This is a genomic window from Enterobacteriaceae bacterium ESL0689, assembly GCA_029433525.1.
GTDB lineage: Bacteria > Pseudomonadota > Gammaproteobacteria > Enterobacterales > Enterobacteriaceae > JAQTIF01.
This window is the reverse complement of sequence record JAQTIF010000001.1, coordinates 1,654,091-1,670,801: the sequence shown is the minus strand read 5'-3', so window position 1 is coordinate 1,670,801 and position 16,711 is coordinate 1,654,091. Positions and strand designations below refer to the sequence as shown.

The window sequence follows — 16,711 nt, the reverse complement described above, 5'->3', positions numbered from 1 at the left end:
CCCCTTATTGCGCCTGCCAGAGAATGACAGCCGCCGTTACCAACAAGTTGATCAGCGTTAACGGCAGGCATATCTTCCAGCCAAAAGACATCACCTGGTCATAACGCGGGCGCGGTAATGACGCGCGGATCAAAATGAACATCATCATAAAGAACGCTGTTTTCAGCGCGAACCAGATGAAAGGCGGTAACCACGGGCCATGCCAGCCACCGAAGAACAGCGTGACGATCAGTGCCGAGATGGTCACAATCCCGACATATTCGCCGACGAAGAATAAACCAAACTTCATCCCGGAATATTCGATGTGATAACCATCGGCCAGCTCCTGTTCCGCCTCCGGCTGATCGAAGGGATGACGGTGACATACCGCCACTCCAGCGATAGCAAACGTGATAAAGCCGAAGAACTGCGGGATCACATTCCACAAATGCGCCTGGTTGTTGACGATATCGAGCATATTGAACGATCCGGCTTTCGCCACTACCCCCATCAGCGACAGACCGAGAAATACTTCATAACTGAGGGTTTGCGCCGAAGCACGCATCGCCCCCAGCAGGGAGTATTTGTTATTGCTTGACCAGCCTGCAAATAGCACCGCATAGACCGCGAGGCCAGCCATCATCAGAAAGAATAAGATCCCGATGTTCAGATTAGCGACGCCCCATGTCGGGGTGATCGGCACAATGGCAAAGGTCAGCAATAACGAAGTAAAAGCAATAACCGGGGCAATGGTAAAGATCACCCGATCGGTAAAGCTCGGTATCCAGTCCTCTTTAAAGAACATCTTGATCATATCGGCGACCAGCTGCAGCGAGCCGCCCCAGCCGACACGATTCGGCCCGTAACGATTCTGGAATAATCCCAGCAGGCGACGTTCAAAGAAGCTCATGAACGCGCCACAGGTAACCACTACTAACAGGATCACCACCGCCTTCAGGACGCTGACGACAATATCGATGAGATCCGGTGTTAACCAACTCATACCCTCGCCTCCTGCAGAGAATCAATATATTTCCCGGCTAAGACCGGTGCGATACCTGGCATCCCTAGCGGTAAACCGACCTGCCCGGCCGTCAGCCCCGGCGAAATCACCAGTGGCAGGGTGAATGTCTGCCCTTCGAGCTGAAAGACCAGCGACGTTCCCGGCTGCCATCCCAGCCGACTGGCATCTGCCGGATTGAGCGTGATGCAGGATGACGACATCCGTTGCTGGAATACCGGCGAACGCTGGGATAACTCTTCGCTGCCAAACAGGCGATAGTAAGGGGCGATACGCCATTTTCCTTCCCCGGCTTCAAAAGCGGGGGGAATGGTGGTGAAATAATCCATCCGCTGATCCGCCGCTTCAAACAGACGCACCCCCGGATCACCGAAGCGCAGCGAACCGCCGACTTCGGCCTGGAATTTATTCCACGCCTGGGGTGAGTTCCAGCCCGGTGCCCAGGCAAACGGAATTTGCGAGCGCGGTGCGGTCGGCTGGTTGTTTCCTTCCATCGAGAACGCAAACATGGTGTCTTTATCCTGCGGCTGACGCGGTTCACTGACCGTGATATTGGCAAGGATAGAGGTACGGCCACTGTAACGCTGCGGCTCACGCGCCAGCTTCTGACCATGAATACGGAAAGCCGCATCCGGCGCAGCCTGTTTGATCGCCGCCAGTTGTGGCAGCTCAGCGACCACCGCGTCGATCACATGATCCAGTTGCGTCCAGTCCAGCAGATTATCGTTGACCAGACTGTACAGTGCGCGCAGCCAGCGCCAGCTTTCCAGCATCTCGATCTGCGGGTCGTAGTAGGTGGGATCATAAACCTGGAAGAAACGCTGGGCGCGACCTTCACAGCTAATCACCGTACCATCTGCTTCGGCAAAGCTGGCGGCAGAGAGGATCAGGCTGGCGTGCTCCATCACAGCGCTGCGCTGATGGTCAACCACGATCACCTGCGTGGCTTTCTTCAGCGCGGCATTAACCCGCGTCGCGCTGGCGTGACGGTATAAGTCGTTTTCCATCACGATCACCACATCCGCTGCCCCGCTTTCCAGCTGGTCAAGCGCCGCCTCCAGCGAGCCTCCGCCGATCAGACCGACACCGACGCTGTTCACCTCCGGGGCGATCAGCGTGATACCGACATCCTGACCGCGATTTTTCAGCGCGCTGGCGACATTCGCCGCCGCCTGCAACATTTCATCGCTGCCTGACTGGGTGCCGGAGATAATCAGCGGTTTCTTCGCCCCGAGCAGCGCCTGGACAATAACATCGATTTTCGCTTGCAGATCATCGCTTAGCCCTTCGACCACGGGCGCGCCGCTATCAATGGCGTGGGCGATCGCAAATCCCAGCCGGGCCTGATCCGCCACCGGCGCGCGATAAGTCCATGCCGCGATATCATCAAGACGGGTATCATCAATATGGGTGACGAACAGCGGATGTTTCGCGTGCTGACCGATATTGAGGATCGCCGCTATCTGCCAGTCAGCCACTTTCTGCGCGGCGGCCATCTCCCGCGCTTTGCCTTTGACCGCCTGACGCACCGCCAGTGCCACCCGCGCACCGGTCTGGGTAATGTCTTCGCCCAGCACCAGGACCGCATCGTAAGATTCCATTTCGCGCAGGGTCGGGGTGTGAACTCCCCCTTCGCGCAGGATGTGCAGCATGGTTTGCAGGCGCTCCTGCTCACTCAGTGCAAGACCGCTATAGAAGTTGTCGACACCCACCAGTTGCCGCAAGGCAAAGTTGCTTTCAATGCTGGCGCGTGGCGAACCAATCGCAATGGTTTTTTTCGCCTGGCGTAGTATGTCTGCCGCCGCCTGTTGTGCCTGACCGGCGCTGAGGGTGATCAGCTGATCGCCACGACGCTGCATCGGCTGGCGTGGGCGATCTTTGAGGTTGACATAACCATAGCCAAAACGGCCGCGATCACAGAGGAAATAGCGATTGACGGTGCCGTTATAGCGGTTTTCTATCCGCCGGATTTCGCCATAACGTTCACCGGGGCTGACGTTGCAGCCGACCGAACATTGCTGGCAAATACCGGGCGCAAACTGCATGTCCCATTTGCGGTTAAAGTGGGCAGAGTAGGTTTTATCGGTGAAGACCCCGGTCGGACACACTTCCACCAGATTACCGGAAAATTCACTTTCCAGTACCCCATCTTCGGTACGACCAAAGTAGACGTTGTCATGGGCACCATAGACACCGAGATCGCCGCCATCGGCATAATCTTTGTAGTAACGCACGCAGCGGTAGCAGGCGATACAACGGTTCATTTCATGGGCAACAAACGGCCCCAGATCCTGATTGCGGTGGGTGCGTTTGGTAAACCGGTAGCGGCGGAAACGGTGACCGGTCATCACCGTCATATCCTGCAGGTGGCAGTTGCCCCCTTCTTCGCAAACCGGACAATCATGAGGGTGGTTGGTCATCAGCCACTCCACCACGCTCTCACGGAATTGCTTTGCTTCTTCGTCTTCAATCGAGATATACGTGCCGTCAGCGGCGGGTGTCATACAGGACATCACCAGCCGGCCACGGGTATCGTCTGCGTTCTGATATTGCTTCACCGCACACTGGCGGCAGGCCCCGACGCTACCGAGTGCCGGGTGCCAGCAAAAGTAAGGAATATCAAGCCCCAGGGAGAGACAAGCCTCAAGCAGGTTGTCGGCTCCGTTAACTTCATACTCTTTGCCGTCTACATGAATCGTAGCCATTAGCGTGCTTCCAGATAAGTCATTCTTATAATATTACCAGCGGGTATTCAGCAGATTGGGCTGTATCCCATTGATAGTATGGGTATTGCCAGACGGTTGCTTAATGCCTGCGGCAAATTCGTCGCGGAAATATTTAATCGCGCTTTGTAACGGTTCTACCGCCCCAGGCGCATGGGCACAGAAGGTTCTTCCCGGTGCCAGCGAACGACACAGATGCTCAAGGGTTTCGATATCCCCCGGCTGCCCTTCGCCCCGTTCCAGCGCGCGTAAAATTTTGACACTCCACGGTAAACCATCGCGACACGGCGTACACCAGCCGCAGGATTCACGGGCGAAGAACTCTTCGAGGTTACGTACCAGCGAGACCATATTGATTTGGTCATCGACCGCCATCGCCAGCGCCGTGCCCAGACGACTGCCCGCTTTGCCGATACTTTCAAACTCCATCGGCAAATCGAGGTGGGCTTCGGTAAGAAAGTCAGTCCCGGCCCCCCCCGGCTGCCAGGCTTTGAATTTCAGGCCATCGCGCATGCCACCGGCGTAGTCTTCCAGAATTTCACGCGCGGTGATGCCGAAGGGCAACTCCCACAGACCGGGGTTATTGACCCGCCCGGAGAAACCCATCAGCTTGGTTCCGGCATCTTTGCTTTTCGAGAGGTTCTGATACCACGCTACCCCGTGCGCGAGGATCGCGGGCACATTGCATAACGTTTCCACGTTATTGACGCAGGTCGGTTTGCCCCATGCCCCGGAGGTCGCCGGGAAGGGCGGTTTGGATCGCGGATTGGCTCGTCGTCCTTCGAGGGAGTTAATCAGTGCCGTTTCTTCACCACAGATATAGCGCCCGGCCCCGGTGTGCACAAACAGCTCGAAGTCAAAACCGCTGCCGAGAATGTTTTTACCCAGCCAGCCCGCTTCCGTGGCTTCGACAATCGCCCGCCGCAGATGCCGGGCGGCATCGACATATTCACCGCGCAGGAAGATATAACCGCGATAGGCTTTCAGGGCAAACGCCGAAATCAGCATGCCCTCGATCAGCAGGTGCGGCAACTGCTCCATCAGCAGACGGTCCTTATAGGTGCCCGGCTCCATTTCATCGGCGTTACACAACAGGTAACGGATGTTCATCGATTCATCTTTCGGCATCAGGCTCCACTTCAGCCCGGTAGAGAAGCCCGCCCCGCCCCGCCCTTTCAGGCCAGAGGCTTTCACCTCGCTGATGATCTCGTCCGGCGATAGCTCACTGAGCGCTTTACGCGCCCCCTGGTAGCCGTTTTTGCTGCAGTATTCATCCAGCCAGACCGGTTGCTGGTCGTCACGCAGACGCCAGGTCAGCGGGTGGGTTTCGGGAGCACGAATGATATTTTTCATTTATAACGCTCCAGTAAGTCAGGGATCTGTTCCGGGGTCAGATGAGCGTGGGTATCTTCATCAATCATCATATTCGGCCCTTTATCGCAGTTACCGAGGCAGCAGGTGGGCAACAGCGTAAAGCGGCCATCAAAGGTGGTCTGTCCCGGTTTGATATTCAGTTTTTTCTCCAGCGCCGCCTGAATGCCCTGATAGCCATTGATATGGCACACGACACTGTCGCAATAGCGGATCACATGACGGCCTACCGGCTGGCGGAAGATCTGGCTGTAGAATGTCGCCACCCCTTCGACATCGCTGGCCGGGATACCCAGCACATCAGCAATCGCGATGATCGCGCCATCCGGTACCCAGCCACGCTGTTTCTGCACTATCTTCAGCGCTTCAATGGACGCCGCACGCGGATCTTCGTAATGGTGCATTTCGTGTTCGATAGCCTCACGCTCTGCCGCACTTAGCTCAAACGCCTCAGCTTGTGGTTGTTGATTCTGGTGCATAATTAGCGATCCACATCTGACATAACAAAATCAATACTACCCAGGTATACGATCAGGTCAGAGACCAGGCTACCGCGGATCACCGAGGGGATCTGTTGCAGGTGCGCATAGCTCGGTGTACGAATACGGGTGCGATAACTCATGGTGCTGCCATCACTGGTCAGGTAGTAACTGTTAATTCCCTTGGTGGCTTCCACCATCTGGAAGGACTCGTTAGCAGGCATCACCGGCCCCCAGGAAACCTGTAAGAAGTGGGTGATCAGGGTTTCGATATGCTGCAGAGTGCGCTCTTTCGGAGGTGGCGTGGTCAAGGGATGGTCAGCCTTGAAGGGACCCGCGGGCATATTATCCAGACACTGCTGCAGAATACGCAGGCTCTGACGCAGCTCTTCAACTTTGAGCATCAACCGGGTGTAGCAGTCCGATACCCCGCCACCGACCGGCACCTCAAAGTCAAAGTTTTCATAACCTGAGTAGGGACGCCATTTGCGCACGTCAAATTCAATCCCTGTCGCACGCAGCCCGGCTCCGGTGGTGCCCCAGGCCAGCGCGTCTGCAGCACGATAGGAGGCCACCCCCACCGAACGCCCTTTCAGAATGGTGTTCTGCAGCGCCGCTTTTTCGTAAGCTTTCAGTCGTTGCGGCATCCATTCGAGAAACTCACGCAACAGGCGATCCCAGCCCTGCGGCAGATCGTGCGCTACACCGCCAATACGATACCAGGCCGGATGCATCCGGAAGCCGGTAATCGCCTCCACCAGATCGTAGATCTTCTGCCGATCGGTAAAGGCAAAGAACACCGGCGTCATCGCCCCGACGTCCTGAATAAAGGTCGAGATATACAGCAGATGGCTGTTAATCCGGAACAACTCTGAGAGCATCACCCGGATCACCTTGACGCGATCCGGCACCGTGATCCCCGCCAGCTTTTCGACCGCCAGCACATAAGGCATCTCATTGACGCAGCCGCCAAGATACTCAACGCGATCGGTATAGGGAATGTAGCTATGCCAGGATTGCCGCTCGCCCATTTTTTCAGCACCACGGTGGTGATAGCCGATATCCGGGACACAGTCGATAATCTCTTCCCCATCAAGCTGTAAGATAATGCGGAAAGCACCGTGCGCCGAGGGATGGTTGGGGCCGAGATTAAGGAACATAAAATCTTCGTTTTCCGTTCCCCGCTTCATCCCCCACTCATCAGGCTTGAAGGTTAAGGCTTCCATTTCCAGATCCTGCCGCGCTTTGGTCAGCTCAAACGGGTCAAATTCCGTCGCCCGCGCCGGGTAATCCTTGCGCAGCGGATGGCCTTTCCAGGTCGGCGGCATCATGATCCGCCGCAGGTTCGGGTGACCGTCAAAGACGACACCAAACATCTCCCAGGTTTCCCGTTCATACCAGTTGGCGTTAGGAAACAGACCGGTGAAAGTGGGAATATGTAGATCATCTTCGCTGACCGCCACTTTGAGCATGATATCGCGGTTACGCTCGATGGAGATCAGATGATAAAAAACAGAAAAATCGGCCGCAGGCAGGCCATTGCGGTGAGTACGCAGGCGCTCATCCATGCCGTGCAGATCGAACAGCATGACGTAAGGTTTAGCTAACTTTTTCAGGAAGTCGCCCACCGCCAGCAGCTGTTCACGTCTGAGCCATACCACCGGAACGCCCGTGCGGGTAGGCTGAACGGTAAAGGCATCAGGGCCAAAACGGTTGCGCAATTCGCTAATCACCGGATCATCAAGGTGATCGCAGGTTTGCCAGCCAGCGGTGGCATTATGCGCGCTTAATTCGGTCATATTGTTCACCATTGCAAAAAGTCGGTGGTGGCTGTCGGGTGGCACTTCACTGTTGTCGTCAATAGACGGGTGAAGCCGGTTTGCCACCCACAGGCAATCAATTAAATCTGGTCAGGGGTGCGCAAGTTGGTGACGGCAATGCGTTCACCCCGTTTGCGCTCACGTTCTGATGGCATATTGGCGCGATAGACCCCCTGATCGCCCACCACCCATGACAATGGCCGACGCTCTTTACCAATGGACTCTTTCAATAGCATCAGCGCCTGCATATAGGCTTCCGGGCGCGGCGGACAACCGGGAATGTAGACATCGACCGGCAGAAACTTATCCACCCCCTGAACCACAGAGTAGATATCGTACATGCCACCGGAGTTGGCGCAGGCGCCCATCGAGATGACCCATTTTGGCTCCAGCATCTGGTCATACAGACGCTGGATCACCGGCACCATTTTGGTAAAACAGGTGCCGGCGATCACCATCAGATCAGCCTGACGGGGCGAGGCGCGCAGCACTTCAGCACCAAATCGGGCGACATCATGCACCGCGGTAAACGAGGTCACCATTTCGACATAGCAACATGACAGACCGAAGTTATAAGGCCAGATGGAGTTCTTGCGTCCCCAGTTCACCATGTTATGTAGCGCGTGTTCCAGTTTGCCCATATACACGCTTTTATTAATTTCCTGCTCCAGCGGATCGTTAACAGTCACCTGCTGTTGCAGGGGATAACGGTCATTCTCACCATTAGGATCGATGCGGGTGAGCGTATAATCCATGTTGTTGCCTCGCTTTTACTGCAAATGACGATGAGTGTAACTGTCGGTTTCGGGATTAGCTTGTGTGCGACGAGAGCGGGCTGGCGTCCAGTCCAGTGCGCCAATCCGAACGAGATAAACCAGGCCGGCCAGTAACACTGAAATAAAAATGGTTGCTTCCACGAACCCCAGCCAGCCGCTTTCACGGATAGAAACTGACCATGCGTAGAGATACAGCGCTTCGACGTCAAAGATGACGAAGAACATCGCAACCAGGTAAAATTTCGCCGACAAGCGTAAGCGAGCCGAACCAACGGAGTCGATTCCCGATTCGAAGGGGGTGTTTTTGCTGCGTGCGCGTGCGCGACCGCCGAGATACCAGCCACCCAGCAACATCAGGCCACACAGGCTGATAGCAACAATGATGAATACAGCGAATGCCCAATGATGAGCGATAACTTCAGTGGATATTGACATACGCATTGCTTAACCAAAAAAGTGTAACGTTAACGACTCTGCTCTTTCTGGCAGATAAACGCCACGGCGTTAATATTAATAAGGTGGCGTTCAGGTTGCGAAATCGGGCTGTTTTCCAGCATAACCTGAATGCTCCGTCGGTATTACCCATCTATTTTGACAGGATTTAACGGCGATTCCTCCCCCTAATGGTACGTATTTTTTGATCCATAGCAATTTTCTACTCTCAGGTACGATGAAATAAAAAGTTACAAAGGATAGATTTAACATTTTTATATCATATTTTAAACGCTGATCTCTGGCGATAAACTGGTGATAAAACAGGCGTAAATCGATAAAAAATATGATAAATATAACCTAATCATCCAGGAACAAATCACCACCAGCATGATCTTATTTTCAACATTTTTCCGCTTTACATTTTGTTACCAGTTTTTTTAGCCGCTGGCAAATAGTCGCCTTGATATCCACGTCATCCATCACACTTTTGCGTCGTTATGGCAATGATCGTCATCCCCCATTCTCGCGGCGAAATTTAGTGCAAAAATTTAGCACAATCCTCTACCCGACTCCCTTCAAAATACTGAAAATCAAGAGTACATTAATTTCTTTGACTGCCAGTGCAGCCAGTGGCGATTACAGCTAAAAGGTTAACGACTCATGCCATCTATCGAAAAATCCAGCAAGTTAGATAATGTCTGTTACGACATTCGCGGCCCGGTTCTGAAAGAAGCTAAACGTCTTGAGGAGGAAGGTCATAAGATCCTGAAGCTGAATATTGGTAATCCCGCCCCTTTCGGCTTTGAGGCCCCCGATGAGATCGTCGTCGATGTTCTTCGTAATCTGCCGACAGCGCAAGGATATTGCGACTCGAAGGGTCTCTATTCCGCACGTAAAGCGATTATGCAGCACTATCAGGCGCGTAATATGCGCGACGTCACCGTCGAAGATATCTATATCGGTAATGGTGTTTCAGAGCTGATTGTCCAGTCGATGCAGGCGTTGCTGAACAGCGGCGATGAAATGCTGGTGCCCGCCCCCGATTACCCGTTGTGGACGGCGGCGGTATCGCTGTCAGGGGGCAAAGCGGTTCACTATTTGTGTGATGAAAGTGCTGACTGGTTCCCGGATCTCGACGATATTCGCGCTAAAATCACCCCACGCACCCGTGGCATCGTGATCATCAACCCCAATAACCCTACTGGTGCGGTCTACCCGAAAGCACTGCTGATGGAAATCGTCGAAATAGCCCGTCAGCATAACCTGATCATTTTTGCTGACGAAATCTACGATAAAATTCTCTATGACGGTGCCCAGCATCACTCTATTGCCGCGCTGGCCCCCGATCTGCTGACCGTGACGTTCAATGGCTTGTCGAAAACCTATCGGGTGGCGGGGTTCCGCCAGGGCTGGATGGTGCTGAACGGGCCGAAAAAGCATGCCAAAGGCTATATCGAGGGGTTGGAGATGCTCTCCTCAATGCGTCTGTGTGCTAATGTTCCAACCCAACACGCTATTCAGACGGCGCTGGGTGGCTACCAGAGTATCAATGAGTTTATCGGCCCCGGTGGCCGACTCTACGAGCAGCGCAATCGAGCCTGGGAGCTGATCAACGAGATCCCTGGTGTCTCCTGTGTGAAGCCACAAGGTGCGCTGTATATGTTTCCCAAAATCGATGCCAAACGCTTTAATATTCATGATGACCAGAAAATGGTACTCGACTTTCTGTTACAACAGAAAGTGCTGCTGGTTCAGGGGTCAGCCTTTAACTGGCCGTGGCCGGATCATGTGCGTATCGTCACCCTGCCACGAGAAGATGATTTGCAAACCGCGATTTCGCGCTTTGGCAATTTTCTCGCCACTTATCATCAGCGCTGATTACGTTTCACTTGCCGCCAGTCTCTGCCGCTGGCGGTACGCTTTTTTCTGATCAAAGGTATTTATGAATCAAAGCCATTTTTTTGCCTATCTCTCCCGTCTGAAATTGATTAACCGCTGGCCGTTGATGCGTAACGTGCGTGCTGAAAACGTCTCGGAACACAGCCTGCAGGTGGCGATGGTGGCGCATGTGCTGGCCGTCATTAAGAACCGCAAGTTTGCAGGCCAGCTGAATGCGGAACATATTGCGCTATTAGCGCTGTATCACGACGCTTCAGAAGTCTTAACCGGCGATCTGCCCACCCCGGTAAAATATTTCAATTCACAAATTGCGCACGAATATAAAGCGATCGAAAAAATTGCCCAGCAAAAGCTGATCGCCATGCTGCCCGATGAACTGCAGGATATCTTTACGCCACTGATCGACGAGCAATACGCCAGTGACGAGGAGCATGCGATCGTCAAACAGGCTGATACGCTTTGCGCCTACCTGAAGTGTCTGGAAGAGCTGGCGGCCGGCAATAATGAGTTTTTACTGGCGAAAAGTCGGCTTGAAAAAACACTGGCGGAACGTCGTAGCGAAGAGATGGACTATTTTATGCAGGTGTTTGTCCCCAGCTTTCAGCTCTCACTGGATGAAATTAACGCCGATCCGCTGTGAGCCGCCAACTCTGGCGGCTCACGGTTGATATCCGCTACTGAAATGGAAACAGCAGCGGAATTAACACGATACAAACGCCCATCACCAGTATGGTAAAAGGAACACCCATTTTGACAAAATCACTGAAGGTGTATTTTCCCGGTGCCAGCACCAGGGTATTGACCGGTGAAGAGACCGGTGTCATAAAAGCGGCGGAGGCGGCGATCGCCACCGCCATGACAAAGGGATAAGGAGAGACATGCATCGACTCTGCCGTTGCCATCGCAATTGGCGCCATCAGTACCGCTGTCGCGGTATTGGAGATAAACAGCCCGATTGTCGCACACATCACAAACAGACAGCCCAGCATGACATAGGGGCCTTTACTGCCCGCCACATCCATTAATCCTTTGACCACTAAATCGACACCACCGGTTTTTTGTAACGCCAGCGCAAAGGGCATCATGCCGACAATTAAAATGATGCTCGGCCAGTGAATCGCCTTATAGGCGCTTTCGGCATCGATACAGCGAAATTTCCCCATCAGCAAACAGGCGAGGATCGCGGCGATCGCATTGGGGATCTCATCGGTGAGCATCAGTGTCACCATCAATACCAGACAGAAGATGGCGTGCGGTGCCTGGCTGTGTGCCGGTGAGGCATCCTCAACTTCAACGGGCATATTGAGTACCACCAGATCACGCCCGCGTTTTGCCAGCATACTGATCTGGCGCCAGATCCCCACCACCAGCAGAATATCACCTAGCTGGAACGGTTGATCAATCACCGCGCCTTCCAGCGCCTGCCCGTTGCGTTTTATTCCGACAATATTGAGGCCAAAGCGGGTACGAAATCCGACATCCCGGGCAGTTTTACCCATGAGTTCTGAGTCCGGGATCAGTGTCACCTCTGCCATACCGACGTCCAGTGCCTGGTCAGAGAAATATTCGCCACGCAGCACCATCGGTTCGAGCATTTGCTCACCACAGAACTCGCGCAAGTCAACATCCGAAGCGGACATGTCGATCAGCAAAACATCACGGGGACGAAATTCAGAGACACCATTGACGTTGACAATCACCCGGCGAAAGTGCCGCCAGCGCTCGACGCCGATGATATTGGCGCTGTATCTTTCGCGTAATTTGAGATCGTCCAGCCGTCGGCCAATCAATGGCGAACCGGTACGGATCGCCAGACGACGGGCGCGGCCGGTTAAATGGTATTCCCGGATTAAATCACGAAAGGTGCTTTTTTTACTGCTATCACGCTGCTGTTCGCTTTCTCGCCCGCGCAGCATTCCACGCGCCATCAGCATATAAATGATGCCAAGAACCAGTACCACCATACCTATCGGTGTTACGCTAAAGAAACTAAATCCGTTGAGCCCTTCCCGTAACAGTTCGCTGTTGATCACCAGATTGGGCGGGGTGGCCACCAGAGTCATCATGCCACTGATCAAACCGGCGAAACTGAGTGGCATCATCAGGCGCGAGGGCGAGATATTCATACGAGCCGAGACGTTGAGTACCACCGGAATAAAGATCGCAACCACACCGGATGAACTCATAAACGCGCCCAGGCCGGCCACAGTAAACATCAGAAAAACCAGCATTTTTATTTCGCTGTTGCCCGCCACCTGCACCAGGTAGTTACCCATATTGATGGCGACGCCGGTGCGCACCAGCCCTTCACCGATGATGAATAGTGCCGCGATCAGGATCACGTTCGGATCGCTAAAACCGGAAAGCGCCTCGCTCAGGGTTAAGGTGTGACTGAGCACAAAAGCAACAATAACCAGCAGTGCGATCGCATCCATACGCACTCGCCCACTGGCAAAGAGGGCAACCGCAACGGCCAGCAAAGAAAGTACCCAAATCAGTTCACCGTTCACAACCTGTCCTTGTCTGAAAATAGCAGCAAAATTTTTATCCAGTCTTGATATCAGTTTGATGCAGTATATCTGCAATATCTATGCAACGCTGTGATAACAAACAATAAAATGACATTATTATGATATCAGCAAGCAACACATGGAGCACAATAATCAGCGGCGGAACAGCAAGAGTAGCCGGTATCCGCCAGCCAGGGTGATCGGTCAGGCATTAATGATCTGGTTAATTTCATTGCTGCTTAAATGATACTGCCGCGGGCAGCCATGCCAGCAGCTCAGCATCCGCTGGTATTTATCCCACATTGGCGTCTGGGAGTTGAAGCCATGGGTCCCGGCATCAAAGTCTTTATAACGCCCTTCGACATTAACCAGAAAACGAACATATGCCAGAAAACGCGCTTCGGTGGCGACATCAAAACCAGGAAAAGTGATCCGCCGCAGGTCAATATCGTCAGCGTTATTCAGATTGGCGCGGGAAACCGACAGCGCATGGTACATTTCCAGAATATCAATGATTGTCCGGCAGGTTTCTTCGCTCAGCTCACCAAATTCATGATCCAGTTCGTGCATTTGTAAGCCATAACCGCGTTCAATGATGGTTTGTAAACGTCGGTAACGTTCAGCGTTACCAGGATCAAGCAGCGTCATTATCCTGTACTGATTAGATAAAATCAGGCGCTGTGCGTTAGTCATTTCCATTATGGGCTCCTGTAGAAAGTCTGGTGACAGCATAAAAAAACAGTCAGGGAGGTACTTTTGTCCGCTGACTGGGCTATGCCGATTGTGCTGATAGCCTATCCTGTTTGCGTGATCGCTGCCAGCCCCTCTATCAGCATGCGCTACCGATAGCGTGACGATGCGATTCATGTCAGCATGGGTTGTGTATTCAACATGGTCAACATATTGAATACACAACCAACGCATAGAAAAACTATATTTTCAGTAGCAACGCTTTATGGGTCATGTATTCAACGTGTTTATCATGTTGTATAATCACTCTTTTTAACCGGTGCGCCAGATGGCTAAAATTGATGTAACATGCCCGTTTTGTCAACAAACTGAACCCGTTAAAAAGCATGGTCTGGGCAAAGCTGGATTTCAGCGCTATCGCTGTCAGTCATGCTGCCGTACTTTCCAGGTCGATTACGCTTACCGTGCCTGCCAGCCCGGCATGAAAGAACAAATTGTTGACCTTGCCATGAATAATGCCGGTATCCGCGATACCGCAAGGACTCTGCATATCAGCATTAATGCCGTTGTCCGCACTTTAAAAAACTCGCCCCACGATGTGTAACCACGTTTCCGCTGGATAATCAGCAAATCCAGCTTATCTGTGAAGTGGATGAGATGTGGTCTTTTGCTGGCAGTAAAAAGCAGCAACGCTGGCTGTGGTATGCGTGGGAGCCTCGTCTCAAACGTATTATTGCGCCTACTTTTGGGCGCAGGAGCAAAAAGACACTGCGCAGGTTACTGAGATTACTGTCAGGTTTTCATGTCGCCTTCTGGTGTACCGATAACTTCAGCGCATATGACATACTGCCGGATAAAAAACATATCAGGGGTAAGCTTTACACGCAGCGGATTGAACGGGAAAACCTGAATCTGCGTAACCGGTTAAAGCGACTGAATCGTAAGACACTGGGGTACTCTAAATCTTTTGAAATGCATGACAGGATCATTGGTACTTTTATTGAGCGCGAATATTATGTTTGAGACGAAATAAACACATTGAATACATCACCCGGGATCAGGTAACTTTTAGTCTGACTGCTATTGTCCGGAGCAGAGAATAAACTTGCTTTTTTATTAATTAATGACTCCTCTTTGCAATTGTATAAGAATGATAATATTGCATTCTGGACAATTTTTCTGTTATCTTTATTTTCCCGCGCTAATTGCTGATATTTATTTATATTTTCTCTGGAGGGAGCATCACAACGAAGCATATTTCTTGCTTCTGTGGTATCAAGCAAAGAAAGTTTACTTATCATTTTATTGATTGCAGGTCGCGCAGATTTAAAATCAAAAATATCAGCATCAGCTTCTTCAGAACTGGCCAGCACATCTTTCCCTCCAGTCCAGGTATACGAGCATGCCCATCCATCCCAGTCGCTTACAATACACCCATTACTCATATCAACAACACTACAATAAGCTCTGTCTTTATATTCCGAAGTTCCATCTCCGAACTCAACAAATCCACCTGATACACTAATAACAATCAGATATCTCCCGGAAGGCGAGAGTTCTGAAGAACCATTTTCGACGTAATACCGGTCATCCCAACTGAGATCAGCAGAGTAATTTTTACTGGAAAAAACAATTTTACCCCATGCATTACCGTGTGAATTCTCATCATAATGTCCACCACTTTTTTTCTGTGAAAAGATTAAGCTCCCTCCAGTTGCTGATCGAATTATAATATCAGCATCGTATTTTTTATGTGCTGAGGATTCTTTTACTGAGACTTGCACTGACTTTTTAAATAATATTACTTCAGATACAAACATGTTAGCATTTACAAATGGGGTGGAATTAGTAATAGTATATTTAAGCATATCCCTTTCAATTGATATGGTTGCCTGACCAATACCCCCAAATGTACTTTCAAAGTCTACAACTCCAATATTATTTTTTATTATACCATTAATATTCCTGTCATTACCCTCAGAACAGTCAATTCTATTCCCGTTGTTAGTTATAAAGCAATAATTTCCAGTAAGATGAGCACCATCTTCGACTAAATCCAGTGTTAGCGATTGTGAGTCGTTCTCATTTACCCAATGACCGGAAAAATTAGCCATTGAATAAAATGAAATGAAAGCTAAAAAAATAATATCTTTTTCATATCTCACCCCTCAAACAATCATTAACTCTATTTATTCAGCCATCAAGGAATCTAATCTGTGTATTAGGTTCACCGTTAGTTATGGTTAAAGAACGGTAGTAGTCCTTTCTGGTTTCTGCAATACGTGACAGCAACTGTTCCTGATCTTCAACCGCGTTTATACAATGGATCATGTCATCATCCATTATATTATTCACTATTAGATGATTATTGTATTCATCATGAAGCATTTTTCGTATTTGTTTAATGGCTCGACCTGATGTAATTGTCCAATCATAAACCATCAAGGCTATCTTGATATTTTCAAGCTTACAGAATCCTTTAGGTTCCCAATAATGATTATAATAAATGATTTCTGCTTGTTCCCTGGTAATATTTCTGAGAGTGTCAGAAGTAGCTTCGATTCCCAGATCAATAGGGGCGTACGCCCTCCAGGTCGCAATAGTGATTCCCATATTTGTCTCACCACCACGATCATTTGGATCATTAATATATCCCCCTTCATGTCGAAGTATGACTCTGGATATTTTAGAGAATAGCTCTCTACATCTTTCTTTTACACGAAGCGCCTCCAGAAACACCACCGGATGCATATGCCAGACTTCCGGGCCCAGTCTTCCCCCTTTGTCAGACAAAGCCTTCATCCACGTCATCCTGTCCAGAAACGTTTCCAGATATTTTTTCCGCAGCGCGTCACCCTTGTCGTAATACCATTCACTGGCATGCCTGACGATTATCCGGTACAGATGGTCGCGGTAAGAAATATTATGTATCGCCTGAAGGTACTCCTGCTCCGAATAATAACCGTCCCGGTTACTGTCAATCATCTCCAGCAGCCACCGGTAGTTGT

14 protein-coding genes are annotated in these 16,711 nt (G+C 51.3%); 3 read left to right on the top strand and 11 right to left on the bottom strand.

Features of this window, described 5'->3' with window-relative positions:
• Window positions 1-4: 4 nt before the first annotated feature.
• The 7 genes from nuoH to nuoA all read right to left on the bottom strand — a co-directional run bounded on the left by nuoH (window position 5) and on the right by nuoA (window position 8,610).
• Window positions 5-982: an NADH-quinone oxidoreductase subunit NuoH gene (gene nuoH, locus PT300_08100; protein ID MDF7680555.1), complete on the bottom strand. Its 978-nt coding sequence runs from the start codon at window positions 980-982 to the stop codon at window positions 5-7.
• The gene (gene nuoG, locus PT300_08095; GenBank protein MDF7680554.1) at window positions 979-3,705 is read right to left on the bottom strand and encodes an NADH-quinone oxidoreductase subunit NuoG; all 2,727 of its coding nucleotides are present in this window, start codon (window positions 3,703-3,705) and stop codon (window positions 979-981) included. Before nuoG ends, nuoH begins: the two co-directional genes overlap by 4 nt.
• Before the next feature lie 33 nt (window positions 3,706-3,738).
• Window positions 3,739-5,076, bottom strand: a complete 1,338-nt coding sequence (gene nuoF, locus PT300_08090; GenBank protein ID MDF7680553.1) for an NADH-quinone oxidoreductase subunit NuoF — start codon at window positions 5,074-5,076, stop codon at window positions 3,739-3,741.
• Entirely contained in the window at window positions 5,073-5,573 is a 501-nt protein-coding gene (gene nuoE, locus PT300_08085; GenBank protein ID MDF7680552.1) for an NADH-quinone oxidoreductase subunit NuoE, read from the bottom strand. Before nuoE ends, nuoF begins: the two co-directional genes overlap by 4 nt.
• A 2-nt stretch (window positions 5,574-5,575) precedes the next feature.
• Complete coding sequence (gene nuoC / locus PT300_08080) at window positions 5,576-7,384, bottom strand: NADH-quinone oxidoreductase subunit C/D (protein ID MDF7680551.1); 1,809 nt, start codon at window positions 7,382-7,384, stop codon at window positions 5,576-5,578.
• An 89-nt stretch (window positions 7,385-7,473) separates the two neighbouring features.
• On the bottom strand, window positions 7,474-8,148 hold the full coding sequence (locus PT300_08075; protein ID MDF7680550.1) for an NADH-quinone oxidoreductase subunit B: 675 nt from the start codon (window positions 8,146-8,148) through the stop codon (window positions 7,474-7,476).
• A 15-nt stretch (window positions 8,149-8,163) separates the two neighbouring features.
• On the bottom strand, window positions 8,164-8,610 hold the full coding sequence (gene nuoA / locus PT300_08070) for an NADH-quinone oxidoreductase subunit NuoA (GenBank protein ID MDF7680549.1): 447 nt from the start codon (window positions 8,608-8,610) through the stop codon (window positions 8,164-8,166).
• A 654-nt stretch (window positions 8,611-9,264) separates the two neighbouring features.
• Here nuoA and PT300_08065 point away from each other — a divergent pair.
• Window positions 9,265-10,482, top strand: coding sequence for a pyridoxal phosphate-dependent aminotransferase (locus PT300_08065; GenBank protein ID MDF7680548.1), 1,218 nt, complete (start codon window positions 9,265-9,267; stop codon window positions 10,480-10,482).
• Between the two features lie 64 nt (window positions 10,483-10,546).
• The gene (gene yfbR / locus PT300_08060; GenBank protein MDF7680547.1) at window positions 10,547-11,143 is read left to right on the top strand and encodes a 5'-deoxynucleotidase; all 597 of its coding nucleotides are present in this window, start codon (window positions 10,547-10,549) and stop codon (window positions 11,141-11,143) included.
• Window positions 11,144-11,177: 34 nt separating this feature from the next.
• On the opposite strand, the gene PT300_08055 is transcribed toward yfbR, so the two are convergent.
• Together PT300_08055 and PT300_08050 are read right to left on the bottom strand one after the other, a co-directional pair.
• Entirely contained in the window at window positions 11,178-13,013 is a 1,836-nt protein-coding gene (locus tag PT300_08055; protein ID MDF7680546.1) for an SLC13 family permease, read from the bottom strand.
• A gap of 204 nt (window positions 13,014-13,217) precedes the next feature.
• A complete protein-coding gene (locus PT300_08050) occupies window positions 13,218-13,712 on the bottom strand; it encodes a YfbU family protein (protein ID MDF7680545.1) in 495 nt (164 codons plus the stop codon).
• A gap of 319 nt (window positions 13,713-14,031) precedes the next feature.
• On the opposite strand from PT300_08050, the gene PT300_08045 reads away from it, so the two are divergent.
• Window positions 14,032-14,726 (top strand): IS1 family transposase gene (locus PT300_08045; GenBank protein ID MDF7680544.1). Its coding sequence is split into 2 segments (ribosomal slippage): window positions 14,032-14,281 and window positions 14,281-14,726, totalling 696 coding nucleotides; the frame shifts between segments, so codons are not numbered across the junction.
• Here PT300_08045 and PT300_08040 read toward each other — a convergent pair.
• Window positions 14,717-15,868 (bottom strand): hypothetical protein, encoded by a 1,152-nt coding sequence (locus tag PT300_08040; protein ID MDF7680543.1) that lies wholly within the window; start codon window positions 15,866-15,868, stop codon window positions 14,717-14,719. The genes PT300_08045 and PT300_08040 overlap by 10 nt on opposite strands.
• A gap of 28 nt (window positions 15,869-15,896) precedes the next feature.
• Complete coding sequence (locus tag PT300_08035; GenBank protein MDF7680542.1) at window positions 15,897-16,688, bottom strand: glycosyl hydrolase 108 family protein; 792 nt, start codon at window positions 16,686-16,688, stop codon at window positions 15,897-15,899.
• Window positions 16,689-16,711: the final 23 nt, after the last annotated feature.

Coding starts and splice junctions, on each gene's coding strand:
- PT300_08075 (MDF7680550.1), bottom strand. CDS start 8,148: ATGGATTATACGCTCACCCGCATCGATCCTAATGGTGAGAATGACCGT.
- nuoC (MDF7680551.1), bottom strand. CDS start 7,384: ATGGTGAACAATATGACCGAATTAAGCGCGCATAATGCCACCGCTGGC.
- nuoG (MDF7680554.1), bottom strand. CDS start 3,705: ATGGCTACGATTCATGTAGACGGCAAAGAGTATGAAGTTAACGGAGCC.
- nuoE (MDF7680552.1), bottom strand. CDS start 5,573: ATGCACCAGAATCAACAACCACAAGCTGAGGCGTTTGAGCTAAGTGCG.
- PT300_08065 (MDF7680548.1), top strand. CDS start 9,265: ATGCCATCTATCGAAAAATCCAGCAAGTTAGATAATGTCTGTTACGAC.
- nuoH (MDF7680555.1), bottom strand. CDS start 982: ATGAGTTGGTTAACACCGGATCTCATCGATATTGTCGTCAGCGTCCTG.
- nuoF (MDF7680553.1), bottom strand. CDS start 5,076: ATGAAAAATATCATTCGTGCTCCCGAAACCCACCCGCTGACCTGGCGT.
- nuoA (MDF7680549.1), bottom strand. CDS start 8,610: ATGCGTATGTCAATATCCACTGAAGTTATCGCTCATCATTGGGCATTC.
- PT300_08035 (MDF7680542.1), bottom strand. CDS start 16,688: ATGATTGACAGTAACCGGGACGGTTATTATTCGGAGCAGGAGTACCTT.
- yfbR (MDF7680547.1), top strand. CDS start 10,547: ATGAATCAAAGCCATTTTTTTGCCTATCTCTCCCGTCTGAAATTGATT.
- PT300_08050 (MDF7680545.1), bottom strand. CDS start 13,712: ATGGAAATGACTAACGCACAGCGCCTGATTTTATCTAATCAGTACAGG.